This window comes from Ruminococcoides intestinihominis (assembly GCF_040096285.1).
Classification (GTDB): Bacteria; Bacillota; Clostridia; order Oscillospirales; family Acutalibacteraceae; genus Ruminococcoides; species Ruminococcoides intestinihominis.
Genome location: NZ_JBBMEY010000033.1, coordinates 1 through 22025, shown reverse-complemented (window position 1 = coordinate 22025; position 22025 = coordinate 1). Strand labels below are relative to the sequence as shown.

Here is a 22025-nt window from a genome sequence, read left to right as displayed (position 1 = left end):
GATCTATGTAGATATTATAAATTTATAATCTGCAAATAGGACAAAAATCCTATAGGTATCACACTTTTTAACGGGCGAACGGTGTTCGCCCCTACGACTGTGAGCCAAAATTTTGCTATAATTCACACCTACAAACCCAAATTTATAAAACTAATCTTTACCCACAGACAAAATTGAAAAAATCAAATTTGTAAAGTATATTCTTATTAATCTACAAAAAAAGTTTAAAGATGAAAATTAAGGTTACACTTAACCAACATAAAAATAAGCCTCCGAAATGGAGGCTTAAATTATGCTTTAGATAAAATATGAAAATTAAAATAAAAATTAAAAATTACTGATTATCGCCGGTTACTTTTGCAAGTAATCTTTGAATTTCTGTTACATCTTTAACATTTACAACACCATTTTGATTAATGTCAGCATTTATCTGACCTTCACTGGAAAGTGTATAGCTATGAATTGTGCTTTTCTGAATACAAACTGCATCTTCAATATTAACAACACCATCTAGGTTAGCGTCTCCTACAAGTGTTCCTCTTTTATAAGTGATACCCTTAATTACAAAGTTACCACCTTCTGTGTCATCATTAACATCTTCGTAAAAATCCATAACATCATTTACCTTGCTTTTGCTTAGACTAGGAATGTTAGGAAAGATATTTTTGTCAGTATAAATGTAGCTTTGACCTCTTTTAGCTTCAGTATTAAAGATTCTTTCATCTTTATTTTCCAGCCATTCTGAAACACCAATACCGTTTATAGCTTTTGTATCGGTTGTATCAATCTCAACACCAATACCAATTTTGCCTTTGCTAACATATAGAGGGTCCACATCAGCTGTGTAGTAACCACTGTATGGTACTTTACCGGTTTTAAGTGTTTTCCAAGTTGTCTTGTCGCTACTTGGTGTGCCTTCATTGTCAACAGGAATGTAATATAATGTATAGTTAGCACCAACACTTGTTGACTCAAACATAACTTTGTTTAAATATTCATTTGTGTTATCAATATTTAGAACATTAATGTATGTTGTATCTTTTGATGCTTCATCAAGATAATCAAATTCATAAGTAGCACCAAATGTTTCTACTTGATGAATTGTATTTGATACATTGTTTTTCATATAGTCGGTAAAAGCATATGATGGACCAAATACATCAGAGAATATGTAGTAGTCTTCATAAGAAATCCAGAAGTAACCGTCAAAATCGTTGTAGTCACCCCAGCTATTTCTACATAACCATGCACCATCCTTTTTAGGTGTGTATGTTTCGCCATCAATATTTACAGTGAAACTTTCTTTGCTGATGTTATCATCCCAACCTACAACACTAATACAGTGACCATTAATGTAGTTTGATGCACCCGGACAGTATGAATGTGTATCATCAGCAGAGAATCTTGAATATTCATTGTAGTGAGTAGTAACTGCACCATAATCTTTTATAGATTTTTTGATAGTGTCTTTATCCTCAGAATCAAGGTACATAATGCCTGTTACAACATTATTAATATTGTACTTTTTGTTAATATCAAAAAGACTTAGTGGGCTTGTGTATGGAAATTCATTCTCAGAAACACCACCACTCCAACTACTTAGGTAACCCATTGTAATATATGGAAAGCCACCACCTTTGTAGTATTCTCTCTGCCAACCTGTACCGTCTTTTCTTGGAGTACCCCAAGCATCAACATGAGCAGCAGAGTACCAAGAGTTAGAAGAATTATCTATTACACCATCTTTAATAAGTAATGTTTCAAGGCTGCTTAATCCACCATAAGCCCAACAGATTTGAGCATTGCCTTGTTGTCTGATTGGTGTTACAAGATTTAAGTCTTTTGAACTATATGATGAAGGTAAATTTTCATCAACATCAAGTGTAGTTCCTTCACCTGTAAAAGGTATTGCAATTTCACTTGAATTTTTACTTTCTAATGTGTCAACTTTTGCAGCACTAACACTAAGTCCGGTAGTAGACACAATTAACATTGCACTTGCAATAGAAACAATTTTTGTAAATTTATTCATTTTACCTGTCCTTTCGATAGTATTTGCATTTAATCACATTATATCAAATACTTTTTGCACTGTAAAGAATATAATTGTTAACTTTCGGAAAAGATATTTACAGAATGTGGGGGATATTATGGAACGAAGAACAGACCTTGCTTTAGAAGCAAGAGAACTTTTTGGTGAAGATATTAAAGGTGTGAAATTTGAAGAAAGCGAAAAGGAAGATATTAAAGTTTCCAGACTGAAAATAACAAGTGATAAAGCAAGTGCAAAACTAGGTAAAGAAAAAGGAACTTATGTAACTTTAGAAATGCCACCACTTTCCGATAATTACAAAACACCTGATGAAAAGTTAGAAGTTATTGCACAGGAGATAAAGCACCTTATACCTGTAAATGGTCTGGTAATGATTGCAGGTTTAGGGAATACAGAAATAACTCCTGATGCACTAGGTCCAAAATCAGCATCAAAGATTATAGCAACCAGACATATAAAAGGTGAAGTTGCAAAGGCAACAGGTCTTGATAAACTTAGACCGGTTGCAGTAGTTGCTACCGGTGTAACAGGAAAAACAGGTATTGAAACAGGTGAGTATCTGTATAGCTTGATTAAGAAAATAAAGCCAAATGCACTTATAGCCATTGATGCATTGGCTTCAAGACGACTTTCAAGGCTTGGCTGTACAATTCAAATTAGTGATACCGGCATTTCTCCCGGAGCAGGTGTTGGAAACAACAGAACAAAATTATCACAAGAAACTTTAGGTATTCCTGTTATAGGTATAGGTGTGCCAACAGTTGTTGATGCATCAACTTTGGCACTTGATTTGTTTGATACGGAAGATGTGAAATTTTCGGAACAATTAAAAAGTATGGTAAATCCCAACGGCAGACAAATGGTAGTTACACCTAAAGAAATAGATTTGCTGATAAATAGAGCTTCTGAACTGATTGCACTTGCTATTAATTATGCACTTCATTCTGATTTAAATTTAAGCGACCTTATGAGCCTAATGTACTAAAATGTACAAACCCATCATAGTATTAAAGAGAATATTAAAGAGGTGGTTTTATGGGCAGAAATATAAGAAAATTAAGTTTGCTTTTTGCTTTTGTTGCTATTGTTGCAGGTATGTATTCATTATGTAATAGGGTAGGTGGCTATGTAACACCTAAGGAAAATTCGGTTGAAGTGGTTAAGAAGGTTGATGAAGTTTCCACAACAACACCTACTACTGTCTTAACTACTGTACCTACTACAAAAACAAAGGTAAATAAAACAAATAAAGAAACTGTCCCTACCACCTCATCAGGAAAAAATTATCCTGTCATAGAAAAACAGTTTGGTGAGGATGGTATTACATATGATAATTTTTGTGTAAAAAATTATACTGACTTTTCTCTTGATATTGCCACAGAATTAAAGAGAGGTTTGCCGTTTAAAATAGAAAAGAACCACCAAGTCCAAGTATTGATTTTTCATACTCATACTTGTGAAAGTTATCTAAAAAGTGATACCGGTTATTATCCAAGTGACTATTATCCAAGAACAACTAATAATAAAGAAAATGTTACAGCAGTAGGTGACGAAATAGAAAAGCAACTGAAAAAAGCCGGTATTGGTGTTATACATGACAAAACAAAGCATGACTATCCATCATATAACGGTGGGTATGACAGAAGTTACAATACTATACAAAAGTATATGGAAAAGTACAAAGGTATTAAGGTTGTGCTTGATATACATAGAGATGCTATCGGTGATGATACAACAGGCAAGGTTAAGCCAACATTTAAATACAAAGGGAAAAAGGCCTCACAAATTATGATTATGACAGGTTATCAGTATGAGGGTGGAGGGGACTTTCCTTTTTGGAGAGATAACCTTGACTTTGCCATAAAACTTCAACAAACTGCAGAAACAATGTATCCCGGATTAACCAGACCACTTAACTTTGGAGAATATACTTATAACCTAAATGTGTGCAACGGTTCTTTGCTAATTGAATTTGGTACAGATGTAAATACTATTGATGAAGTAAAGCGTTCCGGAAAGATGGTGGGAAAGGCTTTGGCAAAAGTATTGCAAAATAATTGAAATGTGATATAATTACCTTATCAATGATTATTGAAGGTAATAATAATGAAATTAATTAATATAAAGAAATTTTCAATTGTTCTGGCTATTGCAACTTTGTTCTGTGTAATGTCATTTACAACTGCTTTTGCTGAAGATGTTGTAACTGAACCGGTAACAGAGCCTGTAGCTACAGAACCTGTAACACAAGAACCGGTAACAGAACCTGTTACTCAAGAACCTGTAACTGAACCGGTAACTCAAGCACCGGAAACAGAACCTGTTACCCAAGCACCGGAAACAGAGCCGGTTACTCAAGCACCGGAAACTGAACCTGCTACAGAACCGGAAACAGAGCCTGAAACCGAACCTGTAACAGAAAACTATACTGAACCAACTTATGATGTAAATAAATTACCAACATTAGTTGACTCGACTCAGGTAGCAGAAGAATTACCTACTGCTATTGGTGCTGATGAAGATGGTGGTGTTAGCTTTGTTGGTGGTGTAGTTTGTTGGATTGCAGTTATTATTTCTGCTTGTGTAATTATTGCATTTTTACTTTCTACTAAGGTAAAAGGCAAAAATATGGGCAAATTCAAGAGATACCAATAATTAAGTAAGGATATAATATGAAAATCGGAAATATTGAAATAAAAAATTCTGCTGCTCTTGCCCCAATGGCAGGGGTGGCAGATTGTGCATTTAGAGAACTTTGTGCATCCTACGGTGCTGCTTATACCGTAACAGAAATGGTAAGCTCAAAGGGAATACATTATAATAGTAAAAAGTCAGCCGAACTAATGGAACTAACCGATAAAGAAAGACCATCCGGTATTCAAATCTTCGGAAATGAACCAAAGACTATGGCCGATGCTGCAGTATTTGCAATGCAGTTTAAACCGGACTTTATTGATATAAATATGGGTTGTCCTGCTCCAAAGATAAGTGGCAACGGTGCAGGGGCTTCACTTATGAAAACACCTAAACTTTGTGGTGAAATAGTTAAGGAAGTTGTGTCGGCAGTTGATATTCCCGTAACTGTAAAGATGAGAAAAGGGTGGGATGATGACTCGATAAATTGTCTTGAAGTCGCAACTATTGTGGAAGAAAACGGTGCTTCAGCAGTAGCACTTCACGGTAGGACAAGACAACAGTACTACAAGCCACCTGTTGATTGGGATATTATTAAGGAAGTGAAAAGCCACCTAACAATTCCCGTAATAGGCAACGGTGATGTTAATTCTGCCGAAAAGGCTAAGAAACTTTATGAACATACCGGTTGTGATATGATTATGGTTGGCAGAGGTGCTTTGGGTAATCCTTGGCTATTTGATGAAATTAATCAGTATCTAAAGACAGGAAAAATTCCACCTAAGCCAACACCGGAAGAAAAACTTTCGGTAATGGTTAAGCAGATTGAAAGAATGTGTGAACTAAAAGGTGAGTACCTTGGTATTCGTCAAAGCAGAAAGCATATTGTGTGGTATCTAAAAGGCTTTAGAGGTGCAGCATCCCTAAGAAATGAAGCCGGTCATACCTCGTCACTTGAAGAATTATATGCTTTGGTACAAAAAGTTTTGGATATGCACATTAATAGTTGAAATATAAGGAATTTTCCTATATAATGAATAGTAAATAAAAGAAATGGGAGATAATTAAAATGGAAAAAGTAAATTCTATTGATTTTGTAAATATGTACGACCCTGAAGTTGGTTCAGCAATGGCTGAAGAACAGGCTCGTCAGAAGAGAAACCTTGAACTTATCGCATCAGAAAACATTGTTTCACCTGCAGTTATGGCTGCTATGGGTAGCTTACTAACTAATAAGTATGCTGAAGGTTATCCCGGTAAGCGTTATTATGGTGGTTGCTATGCAGTAGATAAGGTTGAAGAAATTGCCAGAAAGAGGGCTTGTGAGCTATTTGGTGCAGAACACGCTAATGTACAGCCTCACTCAGGTGCTCAGGCTAATATGGCAGTTTACTTTGCAATGCTAACACCGGGTGATACAGTTATGGGTATGAACCTTAACGAAGGTGGTCACTTAACTCACGGTTCACCTGTTAATATGAGTGGTAAGTACTTTAACTTTGTACCTTATGGTGTTGACAGTGAAACTCACCGTATTGACTATGATAAGGTTCTTGAAATTGCAAAAGAATGTAAGCCAAAGATGATTGTTGCCGGTGCGTCAGCTTACCCAAGAATTATCGACTTTGCAAAGTTCAGAGAAATTGCTGACGAAGTTGGTGCTTTGTTAATGGTTGATATGGCTCATATTGCCGGTTTAGTAGCAGCAGGTGTTCATCCAAACCCAGTTCCATATTGTGACTTCGTTACAACAACAACTCATAAGACACTTCGTGGACCTAGAGGTGGTATGATTCTTTGTAAAGAAAAGTATGCTAAGGCAATTGACAAGGCTATTTTCCCAGGTACTCAGGGTGGTCCACTAATGCACATTATTGCTGCAAAGGCAGTTTGTCTTGGTGAAGCTCTTAAGCCAGAATTTAAGGAATATGGTAAGCAGATTGTTAAGAACTGTAAGGCTCTTGCAGATGGTCTTGTTAAGAGAGGCTGTAAGCTTGTTTCAGGTGGTACAGACAACCATGTTCTACTTATGGATTTAAGAGATACAGGTGTTACAGGTAAGGAACTTGAAGCAAGACTTGATGACTGCTATATTACAGTTAACAAGAATACAATTCCAAATGAACCACTAAGTCCATTTGTTACAAGTGGTGTTCGTATTGGTACAGCAGCAGTTACAACTCGTGGTCTAAAGGAAGAAGATTGTGACAAGATTGCTGAATATATTACTTTAGTTCTAAATGACTATGAAGGCAACAAGGATAAGGTTAGAGCAGGTGTTGAAGAAATCTGCAAGAAGTATCCTCTATATGAAGACTGATTTGGAATATTTAGATTTGGAGTATTTAACAAAATAAATATTACAAAATATCAATAGGGTGTCTTTGTGACACCCTATTATTTTAGTTAACAACGGTTGAATATATTAAAAATACGAAAGGAGGAAATTATGCAACCTTTAGCAGATAGACTTAGACCCTCGACCCTTGATGATATTGTAGGTCAAAAACATATTTTAGGTGAAGGAAAGCCTTTGCGTAAAATTATTGAAAGTAACAAAATTCCTAACTTAATATTCTATGGCCCATCAGGAGTTGGCAAAACTACTTTAGCTACATATATAGCAAGAAAAACTAATATGACTTTCAAAAAGTTAAACGGTACAACTGCCTCAACTTCTGACTTGAAAGATATTTTTAAGGAACTTGATGGTTTTGCCGGACTAAACGGTGTTTTGCTTTATCTTGATGAAATTCAGTATTTTAATAAGAAACAACAACAGACACTACTTGAATATATTGAAAACGGTAAAATCACTTTAATTGCATCTACAACAGAAAATCCCTATTTCTATGTATATAATGCAATTTTAAGTCGTAGTACAGTTTTTGAATTTAAACCTGTTCCATATGAAGAAGTAGAAAAAGCAGTACGAAGAGCGTTTTCTATTTTAGCAGATGAAAATGGTATTTCTGTTGAAATTAATGATAAAACAGTTAAGACAATTTCCGTTGCTTGTGGTGGCGATGTAAGAAAGGCTATGAATAGTGCAGAACTTTCTTTCTTAGCAACAGATACTGTCGATGGGATAAAGAATATTACAGAAGAAACTGTAAAAGATTTAACCCAAAGAAGTGCTATGAGGTACGATAGGGAAGGTGATGAGCATTACGATATTCTGTCAGCTTATCAAAAGAGTATGCGTGGCAGTGATGCAAATGCAGCCTTGCACTATTTGGCAAGACTTTTGATTGTAGGTGATTTGATTTCTGCTTGTAGAAGACTTATGGTGTGTGCTTGTGAAGATGTAGGACTTGCTTACCCAAACCTTATACCTATAGTAAAGAGCTGTGTTGATATTGCAATGTCAGTAGGATTGCCTGAGGCTAGAATTCCTTTAGCCGATGCAGTTATTATGGTGTGTAATGCTCCAAAATCAAATTCCGGAGAAATGGCAATAGACAAGGCTATGTCTGATATAAAGGCAGGTAATGTTGGCAGTATTCCAAGACAACTTCAAAACACTCATTATGATGGTGAAGATAATCAAAACAAAGGACAACACTACCTTTATCCACATGATTATAAAAATCATTATGTAAATCAACAGTACTTACCGGATATTTTGAAAGACAGACAATATTATACTTATGGTGACAATAAAAATGAACAAGCATTTAAATCTTATTGGGATAAAATAAAATCCTAGTTCATAATTTCCTAAAATACTGTTACATGTATTTAAAGGGCTATTAATATTTAGTTCATAACTTGGTACATATAAACAAGTTATTGCATAAAAGATTGTATATAATTAATTTTTTTATTCTTTTACAGAATAAAAACCCTTAAGCTTTTTTGATATAATTTAATCGTAAGAAAATATTTTACTTTTAGGAGGCAAAACAATGAAAACATTATGCAAAAAGTCCTTTGGTGTTTTCTTAGCAGTACTTATGCTTTTAAGTGCTGTAGGTGTTGGCAGTTATTCTGTATTTGCTGCTAATACTAACACAGAAAAATCAGGGGCAACCTCTGCAAGCGGTGACACAGTGTATTTCCAAAACACTGGTAATTGGTCAAAGGTTAACGCTTACATGTGGTATGATGGTAAAAGCAATGCAAACAACAAAGCTTGGCCAGGTGAGGCTATGACTGATGAGGGTGATGGTGTATGGTCTTATGACATTAAAGGCGAATACGACCACATTATCTTCAATAACGGTAGCTCACAGACAGGTAATATTGTTTACCCTGGCAACAGTATGATTTACAAAGATGGTTCATGGGAAGTATATGATACAAGCCCACTAAGAATTACATCTTTTGAATCAGACACAAAGTCACCTGCTTACATTGGCAGTGCTATTGCACTAACAACTACAACAAAGACAGAAACTACTGGCGTACAGTATCAGTACTCAGTAAACAGTCAAGTTATCAGAAGTTATTCTGCTGACAATTCTTGCGTTTGGAATCCGGTTGCTTCCGGTGACTACACTGTAAGAGTTGATGTTAAGGATAATGCCGGTAACCAAAACTTTAGAGAAATGTCTTTCACAATCAAAGACCCTTCTCAGGAACAAAAGCCTGTATTCCTATCTTCTAACCCTCTTACAGGTAACCAGATTAAGACAGGTACAGCTACTAACCTTTCTGTAAACGCAGCCGGTGGTAACACAGGTACAAAGCTTCTTTTCTACAAATATGTAGTTAAAGATCCTTCAGGTGAACAGGTTAACACAGCTTATTACACACTAAACAAGAATTATTCATTTACAGCAACTAAGTCCGGTACTTATACAGTTGATGTATCTGTTCAGGGTAGTGATAACCAGACAATCACTCAGCAGTTAAAGTTTGAATCAACTCAGAACCCAACAGACCCAACAGTTCCTACTGACCCAACAGTAACAACTCCATCTAAGACAGAACCAACTGTAACAACTCCATCTAAGACAGATCCAACAGTAACAACTCCAACTACTGCTACTAAACCATCAACTCCGGATCCAAGTAAGATCCTTGGTGATGTTAATGGTGATGGTGTTCTAAATGTTAGAGACTCTTCTCTAATTCAGAAGAAACACACAGGTATGGTTGTTAATTCATATGATGAAACAGTTTCTGACTTTAACAAAGATGGTAAAATGAATGTTAAGGATGCTGTAGCTATCCAAAAATTCCTTGCTAAAGCAAATTAAAAAGAGGTATAGTAGATTATGACCAAAATTAAAAAAATCATTGCACTCTTGATGGTCATTGCAGTTTCAGCATCTATTATGGTTGTAGGCACAGTCGGTGTATCTGCTAAGGATACAAGCGTTAAGAAAACTGCTGCTTCAAGCGAAACTACAGAAGCTGGAATAACAGTACACTATAAGAGTGAAGGCGTAACTCCATATGTATATTATTGGAACTCACTTCCAAATAATATAAAAACAGAATATCCTGGTGAACAGATGACTGCTGACAAGGATAACTGGTATACAACAACATTTAAAGATGTTACAAAGATTAACCTAATGTTCACAGATAAAGACGGTAAGCAACTTACAAAGGAACTTACTCGTAAGACAGGTGAATGGTGGTTCTATAACAATATTTGGTGGAGCTCAAACCCTGATGAGTTTGACCCTGCTTCATCTGTTGATTTCCGTGAAGAGTCAATTTACTTTGTAGTTACAACAAGATTCTATAATGGTGATAAGTCAAATGACGTTCACTGTTGGGATGACAATGTATATAATAACCCTGACTCAGACCCTGCATGGAGAGGCGACTTTAAGGGTCTTGCTGAAAAGTTAGACTACATTAAAGCTCTTGGTTTCTCAGCAATTTGGATTACTCCTATTGTTGAAAACGGTTCAGGCTATGACTACCATGGCTACCATGCTATGGATTTCTCAAAGGTTGATGCAAGATATGAAAGTGATGACTTCACTTATCAGGATCTAATTCAGGCAGCTCATATGAAGGGCATGAAGATTGTACAGGATGTTGTATGGCAACATACAGGTAACTTCGGTGAAGGTACACTTTGTAAGCTATTCGATAAGGATACTTCAAAGGATTTAGGCAGTATCGAAGATTCTATGATTCCTACTAAGCAACTTCTAGATCAAGCAGGAGTTAACACAGCTGAAGAATATTGGAGCTTAACACCTGCAAAACAGCATGATGCTAGAATTAACCTAATGAAGAATAACTCAATTCAGGATAGTAACTCAACAGGTGTTCACCCTTCAACAAAGGACTATTCTGATATTAAGTTATCAAAATCTAAAATTTACAATCCTAACAACTATTATCATACATCTTACTTTAGAAACCTTAACTGGGATGACTGGTCATGTAAATACGGTCAGATTGCCGGTGACTGTGTTGACTTAAATACAGAAAATCCAGCAGTTGCTGAATATATCAACCAGGCTTACAGTAAGTATATGGCTATGGGTGTTGATGCATTCCGTGTTGATACTGTTAGACATATTCCAAGATTAACTCTAAATATGATGTATAACAAGCAGATGATGGCAAATGCAGCTAAGTACGGTAATCCTAACTTCTATATGTTCGGTGAAATCTGTACTCGTTACGGTCAGATTTGGTACCGTGGTCATGCTCAGGAATCATCAATGTTCTATACATGGGATGAATCTGATCCTAAGTGGGCTAAAGAATGGTCAAGTGGCTCAGATCCTGAATCTATCAACAATAACATGAACCTAACATTTGACCACTACAAAGAATATGATGATACAACAGATCAGCCATCATCTGACAATGCATTCCTAAAGGGTATTAGTTACCATACACCAGATACAAGTAAAGCTTCTGGTATGAATGCAATTGACTTTACAATGCATTATAACTTCAATACAGCAGGTAATGCTTATGGCCTAGCTAAGCAAGAAGATCCATACTTTAATGATGCAACTTGGAATGTTGTTTATGTTGATTCACATGACTACGCTCCTGGTCCTAACGATAGCGTTAGATTTAACGGTGGTACTTCAACTTGGGCAGAAAACCTAGACCTAATGTTCACATTCCGTGGTATTCCTTGTATTTATTACGGTTCAGAAATTGAATTTAAGAAGGGCATTATGATTGACGGTGGTGCTAACAAGACTCCTCTTGAAGGCACAGGTCGTGCTTACTTCGGTGACAACGTTGAAGGTGATGTTAAGACAACAGACTTTGGTGATTATACAGCTTCAGGTGCTGCTTCAGAATCTCTAAGCTATCCTCTAGCAAAGCATATCACAAAGCTTAACAAGATTCGTCGTGCTGTTCCTGCTCTTCAGAAGGGTCAGTACACAGTAGATAGCAACTATGTAAGTGGCGATATGGCTTATATCAGAAGATATACAAGCGATGACACAGATTCACTTGCTCTAGTTACAATCTCAAGTGCTGCAACATTCAATAACGTTCCTAACGGTACATATATTGACGCAGTTACAGGTGACAAGAAGGTTGTTACAAATGGTACACTTTCAGTTCCAGCACCTGGTAAGTCAAATATGAGAGTTTATGTATGTTGTGCAAAGGGCTTCACAGGTATTGATGGAGCTATTGGCGAAACAGGTTTAACATATCTAAAGTAATTTAGAATAATCAACTCCTTTTTGAGGGCATCTCTTTTTGAGATGTCCTCGATTTTTTATTTTAATTTCTATTTATAATAATTACTCAGTTGTATATATAGTGTATTTTATGATTGGTTAAGCAAAAATTGACAAAATAGTCTGATGATGATATAGTAGTAATTGTAAAGTAAAACATAATTGTTGCAAATTAGGGGAGAAGTAGAATGAATCAAAGGGTACAAGAATTTATTAATCAACAGAAAATACAAGCCGAATACAATAAGAATATGGAAAAAGCAAAAGTTCTGAATGACTTGGGACTTTATGATAAAGAATATTCTGAAAATCCTGCTTGGAGTGAAGAATATCCCGATTATGAATATGACCAAGAAACTAAGGAAGGCAGATATTTTAAGAAAATTCCAATCAATGTTACCGATGAGGAATATGAGGAAATTTTAAAGTATTGCAAACAAAGTGATAACACAACACCTGTTAATAAGGAAAATAAAGTAGCAAAGGTGTTAACCGGTATTGCATATGCAATTTTTATTATTGGTGCAATTCTTGGTTTTGCTATGGGCTATACAAAGAATATTCTGGAGGACACATATTACTTTAGCTTTGCTGTTGCTGTTGCTTGGTGGGGTGTAAGCTTTATTGGTGGTATGTTTATGCTTGGATTCGCCGAAATTATCAAACTGCTTAATGCGATAAAAAATAAATAATTGTTATTTTTTAAGGGTGTTTCAATCTTTATTTGAAATACCCTTATTTTTATTATTTTATGCAAAAAAAGAGCCTATAAAGGCTCTTAATTAATTACTTGCTTAGGTTAGCATTTCTATTGTTCAATTTGAATTCATTAACTAGCAATCTCACAATTTCTTTTTGATTGTTTGTCAAGTCAGAAATTACAATGCTTTCATTATTGTCAAGTCCTAATAAATAATCAGTAGTTACTCCATACAGAAGTGCAAGTTTTACTATTATATCATTTGATGGTGTAATTATATTATTTTCGTAACCACTAATGCTACTCTTTGTTATGTTTAATCTAGCAGATACTTGGCTTTGTGATAACTTTTTCTTTTTTCTTAATTCTTTTAATCTTAGTCCAAAATCATATACCATAATCATACCTCCTTAACGATATTTTATATAGTAATCGTCAATTATAAATGTAATTATTAATAAAATAATCAATTTTAAATTGACTTTTCTGTTCCTTTGTGATATATTGTCATTAAGGGGTGATGTTGATGAGGGAAAAATATGCACTAAATAAAAACACTAAAAAGTTACATATTGTTGGTAAATGTCGTTTTACAAGTAAGGAAAAGAAAGATGATAATATGATTTATTTTCTTACAGAAGATGATGCTATTGCATATGGTAAAAGGTATATGGCAAATTGTAAATTGTGTTTTGGTAATAGAGATTTTGAGAGGTGATTAAATTATGAAAAAAGTTAGTACAATTATTGTTTGTGTTATTATGATTTCACTTACTGCTATTTGCTTTGTTTGTTGTGATTCTTCAAGTAGTAATAACTATTCGGTTAGTGACGATTATTCTGATAGCGATGATACTTATACACCTGTTACTATTGAAGAAACTACTGAAGAAGGTGATTACATAAAAGATGAATATGATGCTGAAAGTTATATTACTGCTGATAGTCTTCAGAATGAATTACTGGAGGATGGTTATTTAGTTAAAGCTTATACACCTGAAATTGGTAGCATAAAATTTGAAGAGGAAACTGATGACAGTTTTGTTTTTAATGTTACCGGCCGTTATTCCGGATATTACGGTGATTACCTTGATTTTGAATATGGAACATTTGATGCAGAGGTTTCTATTAGTAAAAAAGATGGATATATGTCTTGTAGATTTGAATTGCATAAGAAATGATATCTTTATAAATCATTAATATCGACCTTATAAAAAGGTGGTAGCTTATGTTACCACCTTTCCTTTTATACTAATCAAAAATATCGAAAAAACCTCTGTATATGAGGCTTTTTATATGTTATAATGATTTTGTAATGTTGCGTAGGTGAAATAGTAATATTATTGATTTAGTAGTTACGTAAATAGAAATTATATGAAAAACTAGGGAAATTCTTTCTATAAAATATTGAAAGATACTGTTGTATATGTTATAATATTTCATTATGGGTCATAGTATGCCCAAAACATTTCTGGAAAGGAAAGTAGAAATGGTTAGAGAAAATATTTATCGCACAGTTACTTGTGGCGAATTAAGAGAAAGTAATATAGGAGATACTGTCCGTGTAGCAGGTTGGGTAGAAAATATCCGTGACCACGGTGGTGTTATGTTCCTTGATATTCGTGATCACTACGGTGTTCTTCAGGTTGTTGTTCATAATGACGAAATCCTAAAAGATATTAACAGAGAATGTACTGTTACTCTTTCAGGTAAAGTTGTTAAGAGAGATGAAGATACAATCAATAAGAAGATTGCAACAGGTTATGTTGAAGTACACACAGAGGACATTAAGGTTCTTGGTAAGTGTAAGAATAACCTACCTTTTGAAGTTATGACTTCAACAAATACTTCTGAAGATGTAAGACTAAAGTACAGATTCCTAGACCTTAGAAACCCTAAGGTTCATAACAACATTGTACTAAGAAGTCAGATTATCAGCTACCTAAGAAGTAAAATGAATGACATGGGATTTTTGGAAATGCAAACTCCAATCCTTTCAACATCTTCACCTGAAGGTGCAAGAGACTATCTAATCCCATCAAGAAAGCACAAGGGTAAGTTCTATGCTCTACCTCAAGCTCCACAGATTTTTAAGCAGTTATTAATGGTTTCAGGTTTTGATAAATACTTCCAGATTGCACCTTGCTTTAGAGATGAAGATGCAAGAGCAGACCGTTCTCCGGGTGAATTCTATCAACTGGACTTTGAAATGGCTTTTGCTACTCAGGAAGATGTATTTGCAGTTGCTGAAGAAGTTCTTTATGATACATTTAAGAAGTTCAGCGATAAGGAAGTTAGCAAACCACCATTTAAGAGAATCCCTTATAAGGAATCAATGCTAAAGTATGGTTCAGATAAGCCTGACCTAAGAAATCCACTACTTATTGTAGAAATTTCTGATATGTTTGAAGAAACTGATTTTGCTCCATTCCGTAAAAAGACAGTTCGTTCTATCAATGTTCCTGACTGTGCAAAGCAGAGCAAAAAGTGGTTCAAGAGAATGGAAGAATTTGCTCTTTCAATCGGTATGAAGGGCTTAGGCTATGTTAAGGTTAATGATGATTTAACATTTGACGGTCCTATTGATAAGTTCCTAAAGCCTGGTGACAGAGAAGAACTAATTAAGAGAAACGGTAGTAAAGCCGGAGATGTTATTTACTTTATTGCCGATACTCCTGATCAAGCTCCTGTTCTTGCAGGTCAAATTCGTACAGAAGTTGCAAACAGACTGGACTTAATCGACAAGAGTAAGTTTGAAATGTGCTTTATTGTTGACTTTCCAATGTTTGAATATGATGAAAACGGTCACCTAGCATTTACTCATAACCCATTCTCAATGCCACAGGGTGGTATGGATGCACTACAGAATCAAGACCCAACAGAAATTCTTGCTTATCAGTATGATATTGTTTGTAACGGTGTTGAACTTTCTTCCGGTGCAGTTCGTAACCATGACCTAGATATTATGGTTAAGGCATTTGATATGGCAGGTTATAGCGAAGATGACCTAAAGTCAAAGTTCAGCTCACTATACAATGCATTCCAGTACGGTGCTCCACCACATGCAGGTATGGCTCCGGGTGTTGACAGAATGATTATGCTACTAACAGAAGAAGAAAATATTCGTGAAGTTATTGCATTCCCTATGAATAGCAATGCTCAGGATTTACTACTTGGTAGCCCGGGTGAAGTTACTGAACAACAGTTAAGAGAAGTTCATATTAAGTTAAGATAAATTAGAGGGTGACAAGATGATTACCAGAGAAGATGTAGAAAACATTGCTCTACTTTCAAAGCTATTTGTTCCTGAGGAAGAAATGGACAGCCTTACAGAGTCAATGCAAGAGATTGTTTCTTTTGCTGATACAATCAACAATGCCGACACTGAGGGTGTAGAGTTTGACAATATTAATAACCTTTCCAATGTTTTTCGTGAAGATGTGGTAAAGCCATCTTTGCCAACAGAGGAAATTCTAAAGAATGCTCCTGAACAAGGGGAAGACCACTTCCTTGTAAGAAATCACGCTTAAGTTTTGGAGGAAAATATGGGATATATTGAAAAGATACAGTCTATGCTCCAAAACGGAGAGATTAGCTGTGTTGAACTTACAGAAAAGTATTTAAAAGCTATTGAGGAGGCTAACGGTGAACTTAACGCTTATGTTACAGTTACACCGGAAGTTGCCCTTGAACAAGCAAAACAAGTTGATGAAAAAATCAAGAGAGGTGAAAAGCTACTTCCTCTTGAGGGCGTTCCAATGACACTAAAGGATAACATTTCTACAAATGGTATCGAAACAACTTGTTGCAGTAAAATTTTAAAAGGCTATAAGCCAATTTATGATGCAAAAGTTTGGGAAGTCCTAAAAAAGAACAATGCAATCCTACTTGGTAAAACAAATATGGATGAATTCGCTATGGGTTCTTCTTGCGAAACTTCTTGCTTTGGTGGTGCAACAAACCCATTTAATACCGACCATGTAGCCGGTGGTTCATCAGGTGGTGTTGCATCAGCAGTTGGTGGTGATATTGCTGCCTTTGGTTTAGGTTCAGATACAGGTGGTAGTATTCGTCAGCCTGCATCATTCTGTGGTATTGTTGGTCTAAAGCCAACATATGGTGCAGTTTCAAGATATGGTCTTGTTGCTTATGCAAGTAGCCTTGACCAAATCGGACCTATCACAAAAACAGTAGAGGATGCATCACTTGTTTATGATGTTATTTCTGAATATGATGAGAACGACTCTACTTGTGAAGGCAGACAAGGGAAACCAACTTATGATACTCTTAACAATGATATTAAGGGTATGAAGATTGGTATTGCCAGAGAATACCTAGAGGGTGTTCGTGAAGATGTTAAAGAAGCTGTGCTAGAGGCTGCTAAGAAGTATGAAGAAATGGGTGCTGAAATTGTTTACTTCGATTTACCTGCACTAAAGTTTGCACTTCCTGTTTATTATATTCTAGCTTGTGCTGAAGCATCTTCAAACTTAGGCAGATATGACGGTATCCGTTATGGTTACAAGACAGAACATTATGAAGGTATCCATGATATGATTTGCAAAACCAGAAGTGAAGGCTTTGGTGAAGAAGTTAAGAGAAGAATTCTTCTTGGTACTTATGTACTTTCTGCCGGTTATTATGATGCTTATTATAAGAAAGCTCAGAACCTAAGAGGTACTATCATTAAGGCTTTTGATGATGCATTTAAGAATGTTGATGTTATTCTTGCACCAACAGTTCCTATGACTGCATTTAAGTCAGGTGAAGCTACTTCTGATCCTGTTGAAACATATTTAACAGATATTTGTACAGTACCTATCAATATTGCAGGACTTCCATCAGTTTCTGTTCCTTGTGGTTTCAACAAAAAGGGTATGCCAATCGGTATGCAGATTATCGGTGACAAATTTAAGGAAGGCAAAATCCTTAATGTTGCATATAAATATGAACAGGCTTGTCCTGAAAACTTTAAAGATACAAAGTGGGGTGTTAAGCTATGAAATATGAATTAGTAGCAGGTTTTGAAACCCACATTGAACTTGCAACAGATACTAAGATTTTCTGTTCTTGTTCAACTGCTTTTGGTGGTGCTCCTAATAGCCATTGTTGTCCTGTTTGTATTGGACTTCCCGGTACACTTCCTAAGCTAAACAAAAAGGTTGTTGAATATGGTATCAAGGCTGGTCTTGCTACACATGGTAAGATTGCCAACATTTCAAAAATGGATAGAAAGAACTACTGCTATCCTGACCTTTCAAAAGCATATCAGATTAGTCAGCTATATGCTCCACTAACTATTGGTGGTTATGTTGAACTTTCAAGTGGTAAGAAAATCAGACTTCATCATATTCATATTGAAGAAGATGCAGGTAAACTTATCCATAGCCATGGTGACACATATGTTGACTATAACAGAGGTGGAGTTCCACTTATTGAAATTGTTTCTGAACCGGACATTCGTTCTATTGATGAAGCAAGAGAATATGTAGAAAAGCTACAACAGGTTATGCGTTACATTGGTATCTCTGACTGTCGTATGCAGGAAGGTTCAATGCGTTGTGACGTTAATATTTCTGTTAGACCTGAGGGTAGCGAAAAGCTAGGTACTCGTACAGAAATTAAGAATATGAACTCTATCAGCAACATTATGAAAGCGATGGAGTATGAATATGAAAGACAAGTTGACCTAATTGAAAATGGTGGTAAGGTAGTGCAGGAAACATTAAGATATGATGATGCTACTAACACAACATCTTCTATGAGAAGTAAAGAAGATGCTCATGACTACCGTTACTTTAGAGATCCTGACCTTGTTACAATCTGTGTTTCTGATGAAGAAGTAGAAGAAATCAAGAGTACACTTCCTGAACTACCAACAGAAAAGTACAAGAGATATGTCAGTGAATATGGAGTTCCTGAAAAGGATGCTCAACTTCTAACTAAATATAGAAATATTTCTGAATATTTTGACAAAGCTATTACTGACCTTAAAAAGCCAAAGACTGCAAGTAACTTTATTATTGGTCAGATGTTCCGTATTCTACAGACAGAAGAGGACAAAGAAGCATTTGATGTTAAGACTACACCTGAACAACTTAACGAACTATGTAAGTTAATTGAGGGTGGTAAGGTTCAGAACAACCTTGCTAAGTCAACACTTGACAAGATGCTTGAAAGTGGTGAGCCTTGTACAGAATATATCAGTGAAGAAGATATGGCAGGTCTTGACGATAGTTTTGTTGATGACCTTTGCCGTCAGGCTATTGAGGCAAACCCTAAGGCTGTTGAACAGTATAAGCAGGGTAAAGAAAAGGCAATTATGGCTTGTATGGGTTATGTAATGAAGAACAGTAAGGGCAAAGCGAATGCTCAGGATGTTCTGGAAAAAATCAAGTCAATGATTAGCTAATTCTAGGTGATATTAATGAAAAAAATATTGTCACTTTTTGCATTGGCATTGTGTGTAGCAGTTGTATTTTGTGGTTGTGATAGCAAGGACAATAAAAGTTCCGACAGTAACAACAGTAGTAAAATTGTAACTACAACAACATTGCCTAGCAAAAAATCTTTGTCAGCTGATGAGTTTAAGTCAGCACTTGAAAATGTTTCTTCCCTTAATTTTAAGATGGAAATTGTGACTGATGAGAATAAACTGAAAATCTTCCCTTATGATGGCTTAAAGTCAGCAGTAAAGGTAAATGTAAACAATAGTGATGTTGCTATATATTATGTTTTTGATACTGATAAAAATGCCAAAAAAGTTATTGAAGATGCTCGTTCAATGAACTACTCTAAGTTTGATGAAGAAAAAGGCAGTAACTACGATAAATTGTGGCAGAATTCAGCAGTTGTAGAACAAGTGGATAACACTTTACTTACAATTGCAGATACTGACCAAAATGTTACTAGCCAAATTATCAATGCAACTAAATATTGATTTTAAGTTTAAGCCTTCCTTTTGGAAGGCTTTTTCCTTTGTTCTAAATAATTTTAATAATTTTTGGAAATTGTGTAACCTTTTTAATACTTGAAAAGTGTTATATATAGAAGAGCATAAAGGGGGTTTAATAAAAAAGAAAGGATGATGGAAAGGAAATGCTACCACCGTTTAGTAGTGTTGTATATAGAATACCCTAAAAATATAAATAAGAAAGGAAGATGACTTATGAAAAAAATGATAAGTATTATTTTATCAGTATTGATGATGGTTAGTGTATTTGGTGTTGTTACTGTATCAGCAAGTACAACAAGTGAAAAATCAGGTAATTCACTAAATTGTAAGTGGTCATTTAACGAAAAAAGTGGTACACTTACAATGTCCGGCAATGGCAAAATGTCCGATTACAGTTATGATGTTGATGACCCTGACGGTTATGATGATTATGATGATGTTTTTAAGGTTACACCTAATACACCATGGAAGAATTATGCAACTAAAATCAAGACTGTTGTTGTAGAAAATGGTGTGAAGAATATAGGCAACCTTGCTTTTATGAACTGTACAAACTTAGCTACTGTGAAAATAGCCGGTAGTGTATCATCAGTAGGTTTTCTTTCATTTGCAAATTGCAGAAAGCTAACTAATATTTCATTACCAAAAAATTTAATATCTATTCAAAGTTTTGCTTTTATGAATTGTAAAAAACTTTCTAAAGTTACAATTCCTAATAGCAATGTAAAAATGAATATTGACAGTGATGTATTCTTTGGTTGTACAAGTTTAAAGAGTTTTAATATTCCTAAGCAAGTTTATAGAATCGGTGATGGTGCTTTTAGTTGCCCTAACTTAACTAAGATTACTGTCGACAAGAATAACAAGTACTTTGTTTCTGTTAATAATGTGCTATATAAGGCAGGTAAGAAGTACCTTATTCAATACGCTCCCGGTAAAAAGGATACAAGATTTACAATTCCATCTACTGTAAATAGGATGGGTGTTGCATCATTTATGTATTGCAAAAATCTAAAGTCAGTTACATTACCTAAGTCAATAAAATGGATTGAACAAAATAATTTTGCTTATTGTACTAACCTTGAAACTATTGTAATTCCAAAGAGTGTTACTGTTGTTTCATCTGAGTCTTTCTATAAGTGTAACAAGCTGAGAGTTGTCTTTTATGATGGTTCTAAGAAGCAATGGGCTAAGGTAGATAAATCTACTGAAACTAACTTATTAAAGGCTACAGTGGCTTATAACGGTGCTAAATCAGCAGTAGGATTAAATCCTAAGTCACTTACAGTTAAGAAAGGCAAAACTGCTCAGCTTAAGGGTTATGTTTACTATAGAAATGGCAAAGTTAGTAAGAATGTAAAGTACAAAACTTCTAATTCAAAGGTTGCTACTATTAATAGTAAGGGCAAAGTAACCGGAAAGAAAAAAAGCACCTGCTATGTTACAGTTAGTGCAAAGAGCAATAGCAAGGTCTATACAAAGTGTAAAGTTGTAGTAAAATAAATCCACTTGTAAATTAAAACTATTTATTTTATAATTAAATAGAAGAGAGGCAACCACCTATTTTCAGGTGGTTGCAGTTTATATATAACATTTATAAAGGAGATTGCTATGACAAATTTCGATGATTTTTTAAATGAACAGTTGAAAGATGAAGAAGTAAAGAAAGAATACGATGCATTAGATGAAGAATTTAAAAAAGTTCAAGAAGAAATTGATAGTAGAAAACAGTCAAAATCTCATTTCAAAAATTAATGAAGAAAATAGTTATTATTATTTATTAAGAATTAAAAAAGGCAAGGTCTAACCTTGCCTTTTTTATGTTTTTGATTGTATAAATTTACTTTAAGAGTTAAGTTAAATCGGTTCAACAAATTAGGGTTTGTAGAGTTGTTTATGTAATGTAGATAAATTAGATAGTAACCGATTTATTCATCTAATTTATAGTTTTTCCCTCCTTCAGTCGATTTATAAAAGGTAAATTGCCGTACCGTCAATTTACAATCGACAGCTCCCTCGTCTGAGGGAGGGCAGATTATAATAACAAGTGCA

At 35.0% G+C, this 22025-nt stretch carries 20 protein-coding genes; 18 read left to right on the top strand and 2 right to left on the bottom strand.

Translation table 11 applies throughout. From position 1 onward, the window contains the following. Positions 1-334: 334 nt before the first annotated feature. Complete coding sequence (locus tag WMO18_RS08405) at positions 335-2032, bottom strand: lectin like domain-containing protein (RefSeq protein WP_211147716.1); 1698 nt, start codon at positions 2030-2032, stop codon at positions 335-337. 118 nt (positions 2033-2150) lie between these two features. Here WMO18_RS08405 and gpr point away from each other — a divergent pair, with 118 nt between their 5' ends. The 9 genes from gpr (at position 2151) to WMO18_RS08360 (ending at position 13010) form a co-directional block, all read left to right on the top strand. Continuing rightward, a complete protein-coding gene (gpr, locus tag WMO18_RS08400; RefSeq protein WP_211147715.1) occupies positions 2151-3038 on the top strand; it encodes a GPR endopeptidase in 888 nt (295 codons plus the stop codon). Between the two features lie 50 nt (positions 3039-3088). Continuing rightward, complete coding sequence (gene spoIIP / locus WMO18_RS08395; RefSeq protein ID WP_211147714.1) at positions 3089-4114, top strand: stage II sporulation protein P; 1026 nt, start codon at positions 3089-3091, stop codon at positions 4112-4114. A gap of 45 nt (positions 4115-4159) precedes the next feature. After that, a complete protein-coding gene (locus WMO18_RS08390) occupies positions 4160-4708 on the top strand; it encodes a hypothetical protein (protein ID WP_211147713.1) in 549 nt (182 codons plus the stop codon). 17 nt (positions 4709-4725) lie between these two features. Continuing rightward, positions 4726-5697 (top strand): tRNA dihydrouridine synthase DusB, encoded by a 972-nt coding sequence (gene dusB, locus WMO18_RS08385; RefSeq protein ID WP_022505730.1) that lies wholly within the window; start codon positions 4726-4728, stop codon positions 5695-5697. A gap of 59 nt (positions 5698-5756) precedes the next feature. After that, positions 5757-7007, top strand: a complete 1251-nt coding sequence (glyA, locus tag WMO18_RS08380; RefSeq protein WP_211147712.1) for a serine hydroxymethyltransferase — start codon at positions 5757-5759, stop codon at positions 7005-7007. A gap of 129 nt (positions 7008-7136) precedes the next feature. Then, positions 7137-8396 carry a replication-associated recombination protein A gene (locus WMO18_RS08375; RefSeq protein ID WP_211147711.1) on the top strand — a complete coding sequence of 420 codons (1260 nt, stop codon included), beginning with the start codon at positions 7137-7139 and terminating at the stop codon, positions 8394-8396. A 199-nt stretch (positions 8397-8595) separates the two neighbouring features. Continuing rightward, on the top strand, positions 8596-9891 hold the full coding sequence (locus tag WMO18_RS08370) for a starch-binding protein (RefSeq protein WP_211147710.1): 1296 nt from the start codon (positions 8596-8598) through the stop codon (positions 9889-9891). Between the two features lie 18 nt (positions 9892-9909). Continuing rightward, a complete protein-coding gene (locus WMO18_RS08365; RefSeq protein ID WP_211147709.1) occupies positions 9910-12300 on the top strand; it encodes an alpha-amylase family glycosyl hydrolase in 2391 nt (796 codons plus the stop codon). 206 nt (positions 12301-12506) lie between these two features. Continuing rightward, positions 12507-13010, top strand: a complete 504-nt coding sequence (locus WMO18_RS08360; RefSeq protein WP_211147708.1) for a hypothetical protein — start codon at positions 12507-12509, stop codon at positions 13008-13010. Positions 13011-13104: 94 nt separating this feature from the next. Here WMO18_RS08360 and WMO18_RS08355 read toward each other — a convergent pair whose 3' ends face one another. After that, positions 13105-13416, bottom strand: a complete 312-nt coding sequence (locus WMO18_RS08355) for a helix-turn-helix domain-containing protein (RefSeq protein WP_211147707.1) — start codon at positions 13414-13416, stop codon at positions 13105-13107. Between the two features lie 128 nt (positions 13417-13544). Between WMO18_RS08355 and WMO18_RS08350 the strand changes: the two genes are divergently transcribed. The 9 genes from WMO18_RS08350 to WMO18_RS08310 all read left to right on the top strand — a co-directional run bounded on the left by WMO18_RS08350 (position 13545) and on the right by WMO18_RS08310 (position 21728). After that, complete coding sequence (locus tag WMO18_RS08350; RefSeq protein ID WP_367286541.1) at positions 13545-13736, top strand: hypothetical protein; 192 nt, start codon at positions 13545-13547, stop codon at positions 13734-13736. 7 nt (positions 13737-13743) lie between these two features. After that, entirely contained in the window at positions 13744-14199 is a 456-nt protein-coding gene (locus WMO18_RS08345; protein ID WP_367286540.1) for a hypothetical protein, read from the top strand. 308 nt (positions 14200-14507) lie between these two features. Further along, a complete protein-coding gene (gene aspS, locus WMO18_RS08340) occupies positions 14508-16253 on the top strand; it encodes an aspartate--tRNA ligase (RefSeq protein ID WP_138157969.1) in 1746 nt (581 codons plus the stop codon). Between the two features lie 16 nt (positions 16254-16269). After that, the gene (gene gatC, locus WMO18_RS08335; RefSeq protein ID WP_022504784.1) at positions 16270-16548 is read left to right on the top strand and encodes an Asp-tRNA(Asn)/Glu-tRNA(Gln) amidotransferase subunit GatC; all 279 of its coding nucleotides are present in this window, start codon (positions 16270-16272) and stop codon (positions 16546-16548) included. A gap of 15 nt (positions 16549-16563) precedes the next feature. Next, a complete protein-coding gene (gatA, locus tag WMO18_RS08330; RefSeq protein WP_367286539.1) occupies positions 16564-18021 on the top strand; it encodes an Asp-tRNA(Asn)/Glu-tRNA(Gln) amidotransferase subunit GatA in 1458 nt (485 codons plus the stop codon). Then, positions 18018-19430 carry an Asp-tRNA(Asn)/Glu-tRNA(Gln) amidotransferase subunit GatB gene (gene gatB / locus WMO18_RS08325; RefSeq protein ID WP_211148269.1) on the top strand — a complete coding sequence of 471 codons (1413 nt, stop codon included), beginning with the start codon at positions 18018-18020 and terminating at the stop codon, positions 19428-19430. The genes gatA and gatB overlap by 4 nt, the downstream gene beginning before the upstream one ends. Before the next feature lie 15 nt (positions 19431-19445). Further along, positions 19446-19958, top strand: a complete 513-nt coding sequence (locus WMO18_RS08320) for a hypothetical protein (protein ID WP_022504787.1) — start codon at positions 19446-19448, stop codon at positions 19956-19958. Positions 19959-20186: 228 nt separating this feature from the next. Then, a complete protein-coding gene (locus tag WMO18_RS08315; RefSeq protein ID WP_211148268.1) occupies positions 20187-21476 on the top strand; it encodes a leucine-rich repeat protein in 1290 nt (429 codons plus the stop codon). 108 nt (positions 21477-21584) lie between these two features. Further along, entirely contained in the window at positions 21585-21728 is a 144-nt protein-coding gene (locus WMO18_RS08310) for a hypothetical protein (protein ID WP_211148267.1), read from the top strand. Positions 21729-22025: the final 297 nt, after the last annotated feature.

What these genes read in the sequence shown, in the direction of transcription:
- WMO18_RS08405 (WP_211147716.1), bottom strand. Translation starts at nt 2,032, where the DNA reads ATGAATAAATTTACAAAAATTGTTTCTATTGCAAGTGCAATGTTAATT.
- gpr (WP_211147715.1), top strand. Translation starts at nt 2,151, where the DNA reads ATGGAACGAAGAACAGACCTTGCTTTAGAAGCAAGAGAACTTTTTGGT.
- spoIIP (WP_211147714.1), top strand. Translation starts at nt 3,089, where the DNA reads ATGGGCAGAAATATAAGAAAATTAAGTTTGCTTTTTGCTTTTGTTGCT.
- WMO18_RS08390 (WP_211147713.1), top strand. Translation starts at nt 4,160, where the DNA reads ATGAAATTAATTAATATAAAGAAATTTTCAATTGTTCTGGCTATTGCA.
- dusB (WP_022505730.1), top strand. Translation starts at nt 4,726, where the DNA reads ATGAAAATCGGAAATATTGAAATAAAAAATTCTGCTGCTCTTGCCCCA.
- glyA (WP_211147712.1), top strand. Translation starts at nt 5,757, where the DNA reads ATGGAAAAAGTAAATTCTATTGATTTTGTAAATATGTACGACCCTGAA.
- WMO18_RS08375 (WP_211147711.1), top strand. Translation starts at nt 7,137, where the DNA reads ATGCAACCTTTAGCAGATAGACTTAGACCCTCGACCCTTGATGATATT.
- WMO18_RS08370 (WP_211147710.1), top strand. Translation starts at nt 8,596, where the DNA reads ATGAAAACATTATGCAAAAAGTCCTTTGGTGTTTTCTTAGCAGTACTT.
- WMO18_RS08365 (WP_211147709.1), top strand. Translation starts at nt 9,910, where the DNA reads ATGACCAAAATTAAAAAAATCATTGCACTCTTGATGGTCATTGCAGTT.
- WMO18_RS08360 (WP_211147708.1), top strand. Translation starts at nt 12,507, where the DNA reads ATGAATCAAAGGGTACAAGAATTTATTAATCAACAGAAAATACAAGCC.
- WMO18_RS08355 (WP_211147707.1), bottom strand. Translation starts at nt 13,416, where the DNA reads ATGGTATATGATTTTGGACTAAGATTAAAAGAATTAAGAAAAAAGAAA.
- WMO18_RS08350 (WP_367286541.1), top strand. Translation starts at nt 13,545, where the DNA reads ATGAGGGAAAAATATGCACTAAATAAAAACACTAAAAAGTTACATATT.
- WMO18_RS08345 (WP_367286540.1), top strand. Translation starts at nt 13,744, where the DNA reads ATGAAAAAAGTTAGTACAATTATTGTTTGTGTTATTATGATTTCACTT.
- aspS (WP_138157969.1), top strand. Translation starts at nt 14,508, where the DNA reads ATGGTTAGAGAAAATATTTATCGCACAGTTACTTGTGGCGAATTAAGA.
- gatC (WP_022504784.1), top strand. Translation starts at nt 16,270, where the DNA reads ATGATTACCAGAGAAGATGTAGAAAACATTGCTCTACTTTCAAAGCTA.
- gatA (WP_367286539.1), top strand. Translation starts at nt 16,564, where the DNA reads ATGGGATATATTGAAAAGATACAGTCTATGCTCCAAAACGGAGAGATT.
- gatB (WP_211148269.1), top strand. Translation starts at nt 18,018, where the DNA reads ATGAAATATGAATTAGTAGCAGGTTTTGAAACCCACATTGAACTTGCA.
- WMO18_RS08320 (WP_022504787.1), top strand. Translation starts at nt 19,446, where the DNA reads ATGAAAAAAATATTGTCACTTTTTGCATTGGCATTGTGTGTAGCAGTT.
- WMO18_RS08315 (WP_211148268.1), top strand. Translation starts at nt 20,187, where the DNA reads ATGAAAAAAATGATAAGTATTATTTTATCAGTATTGATGATGGTTAGT.
- WMO18_RS08310 (WP_211148267.1), top strand. Translation starts at nt 21,585, where the DNA reads ATGACAAATTTCGATGATTTTTTAAATGAACAGTTGAAAGATGAAGAA.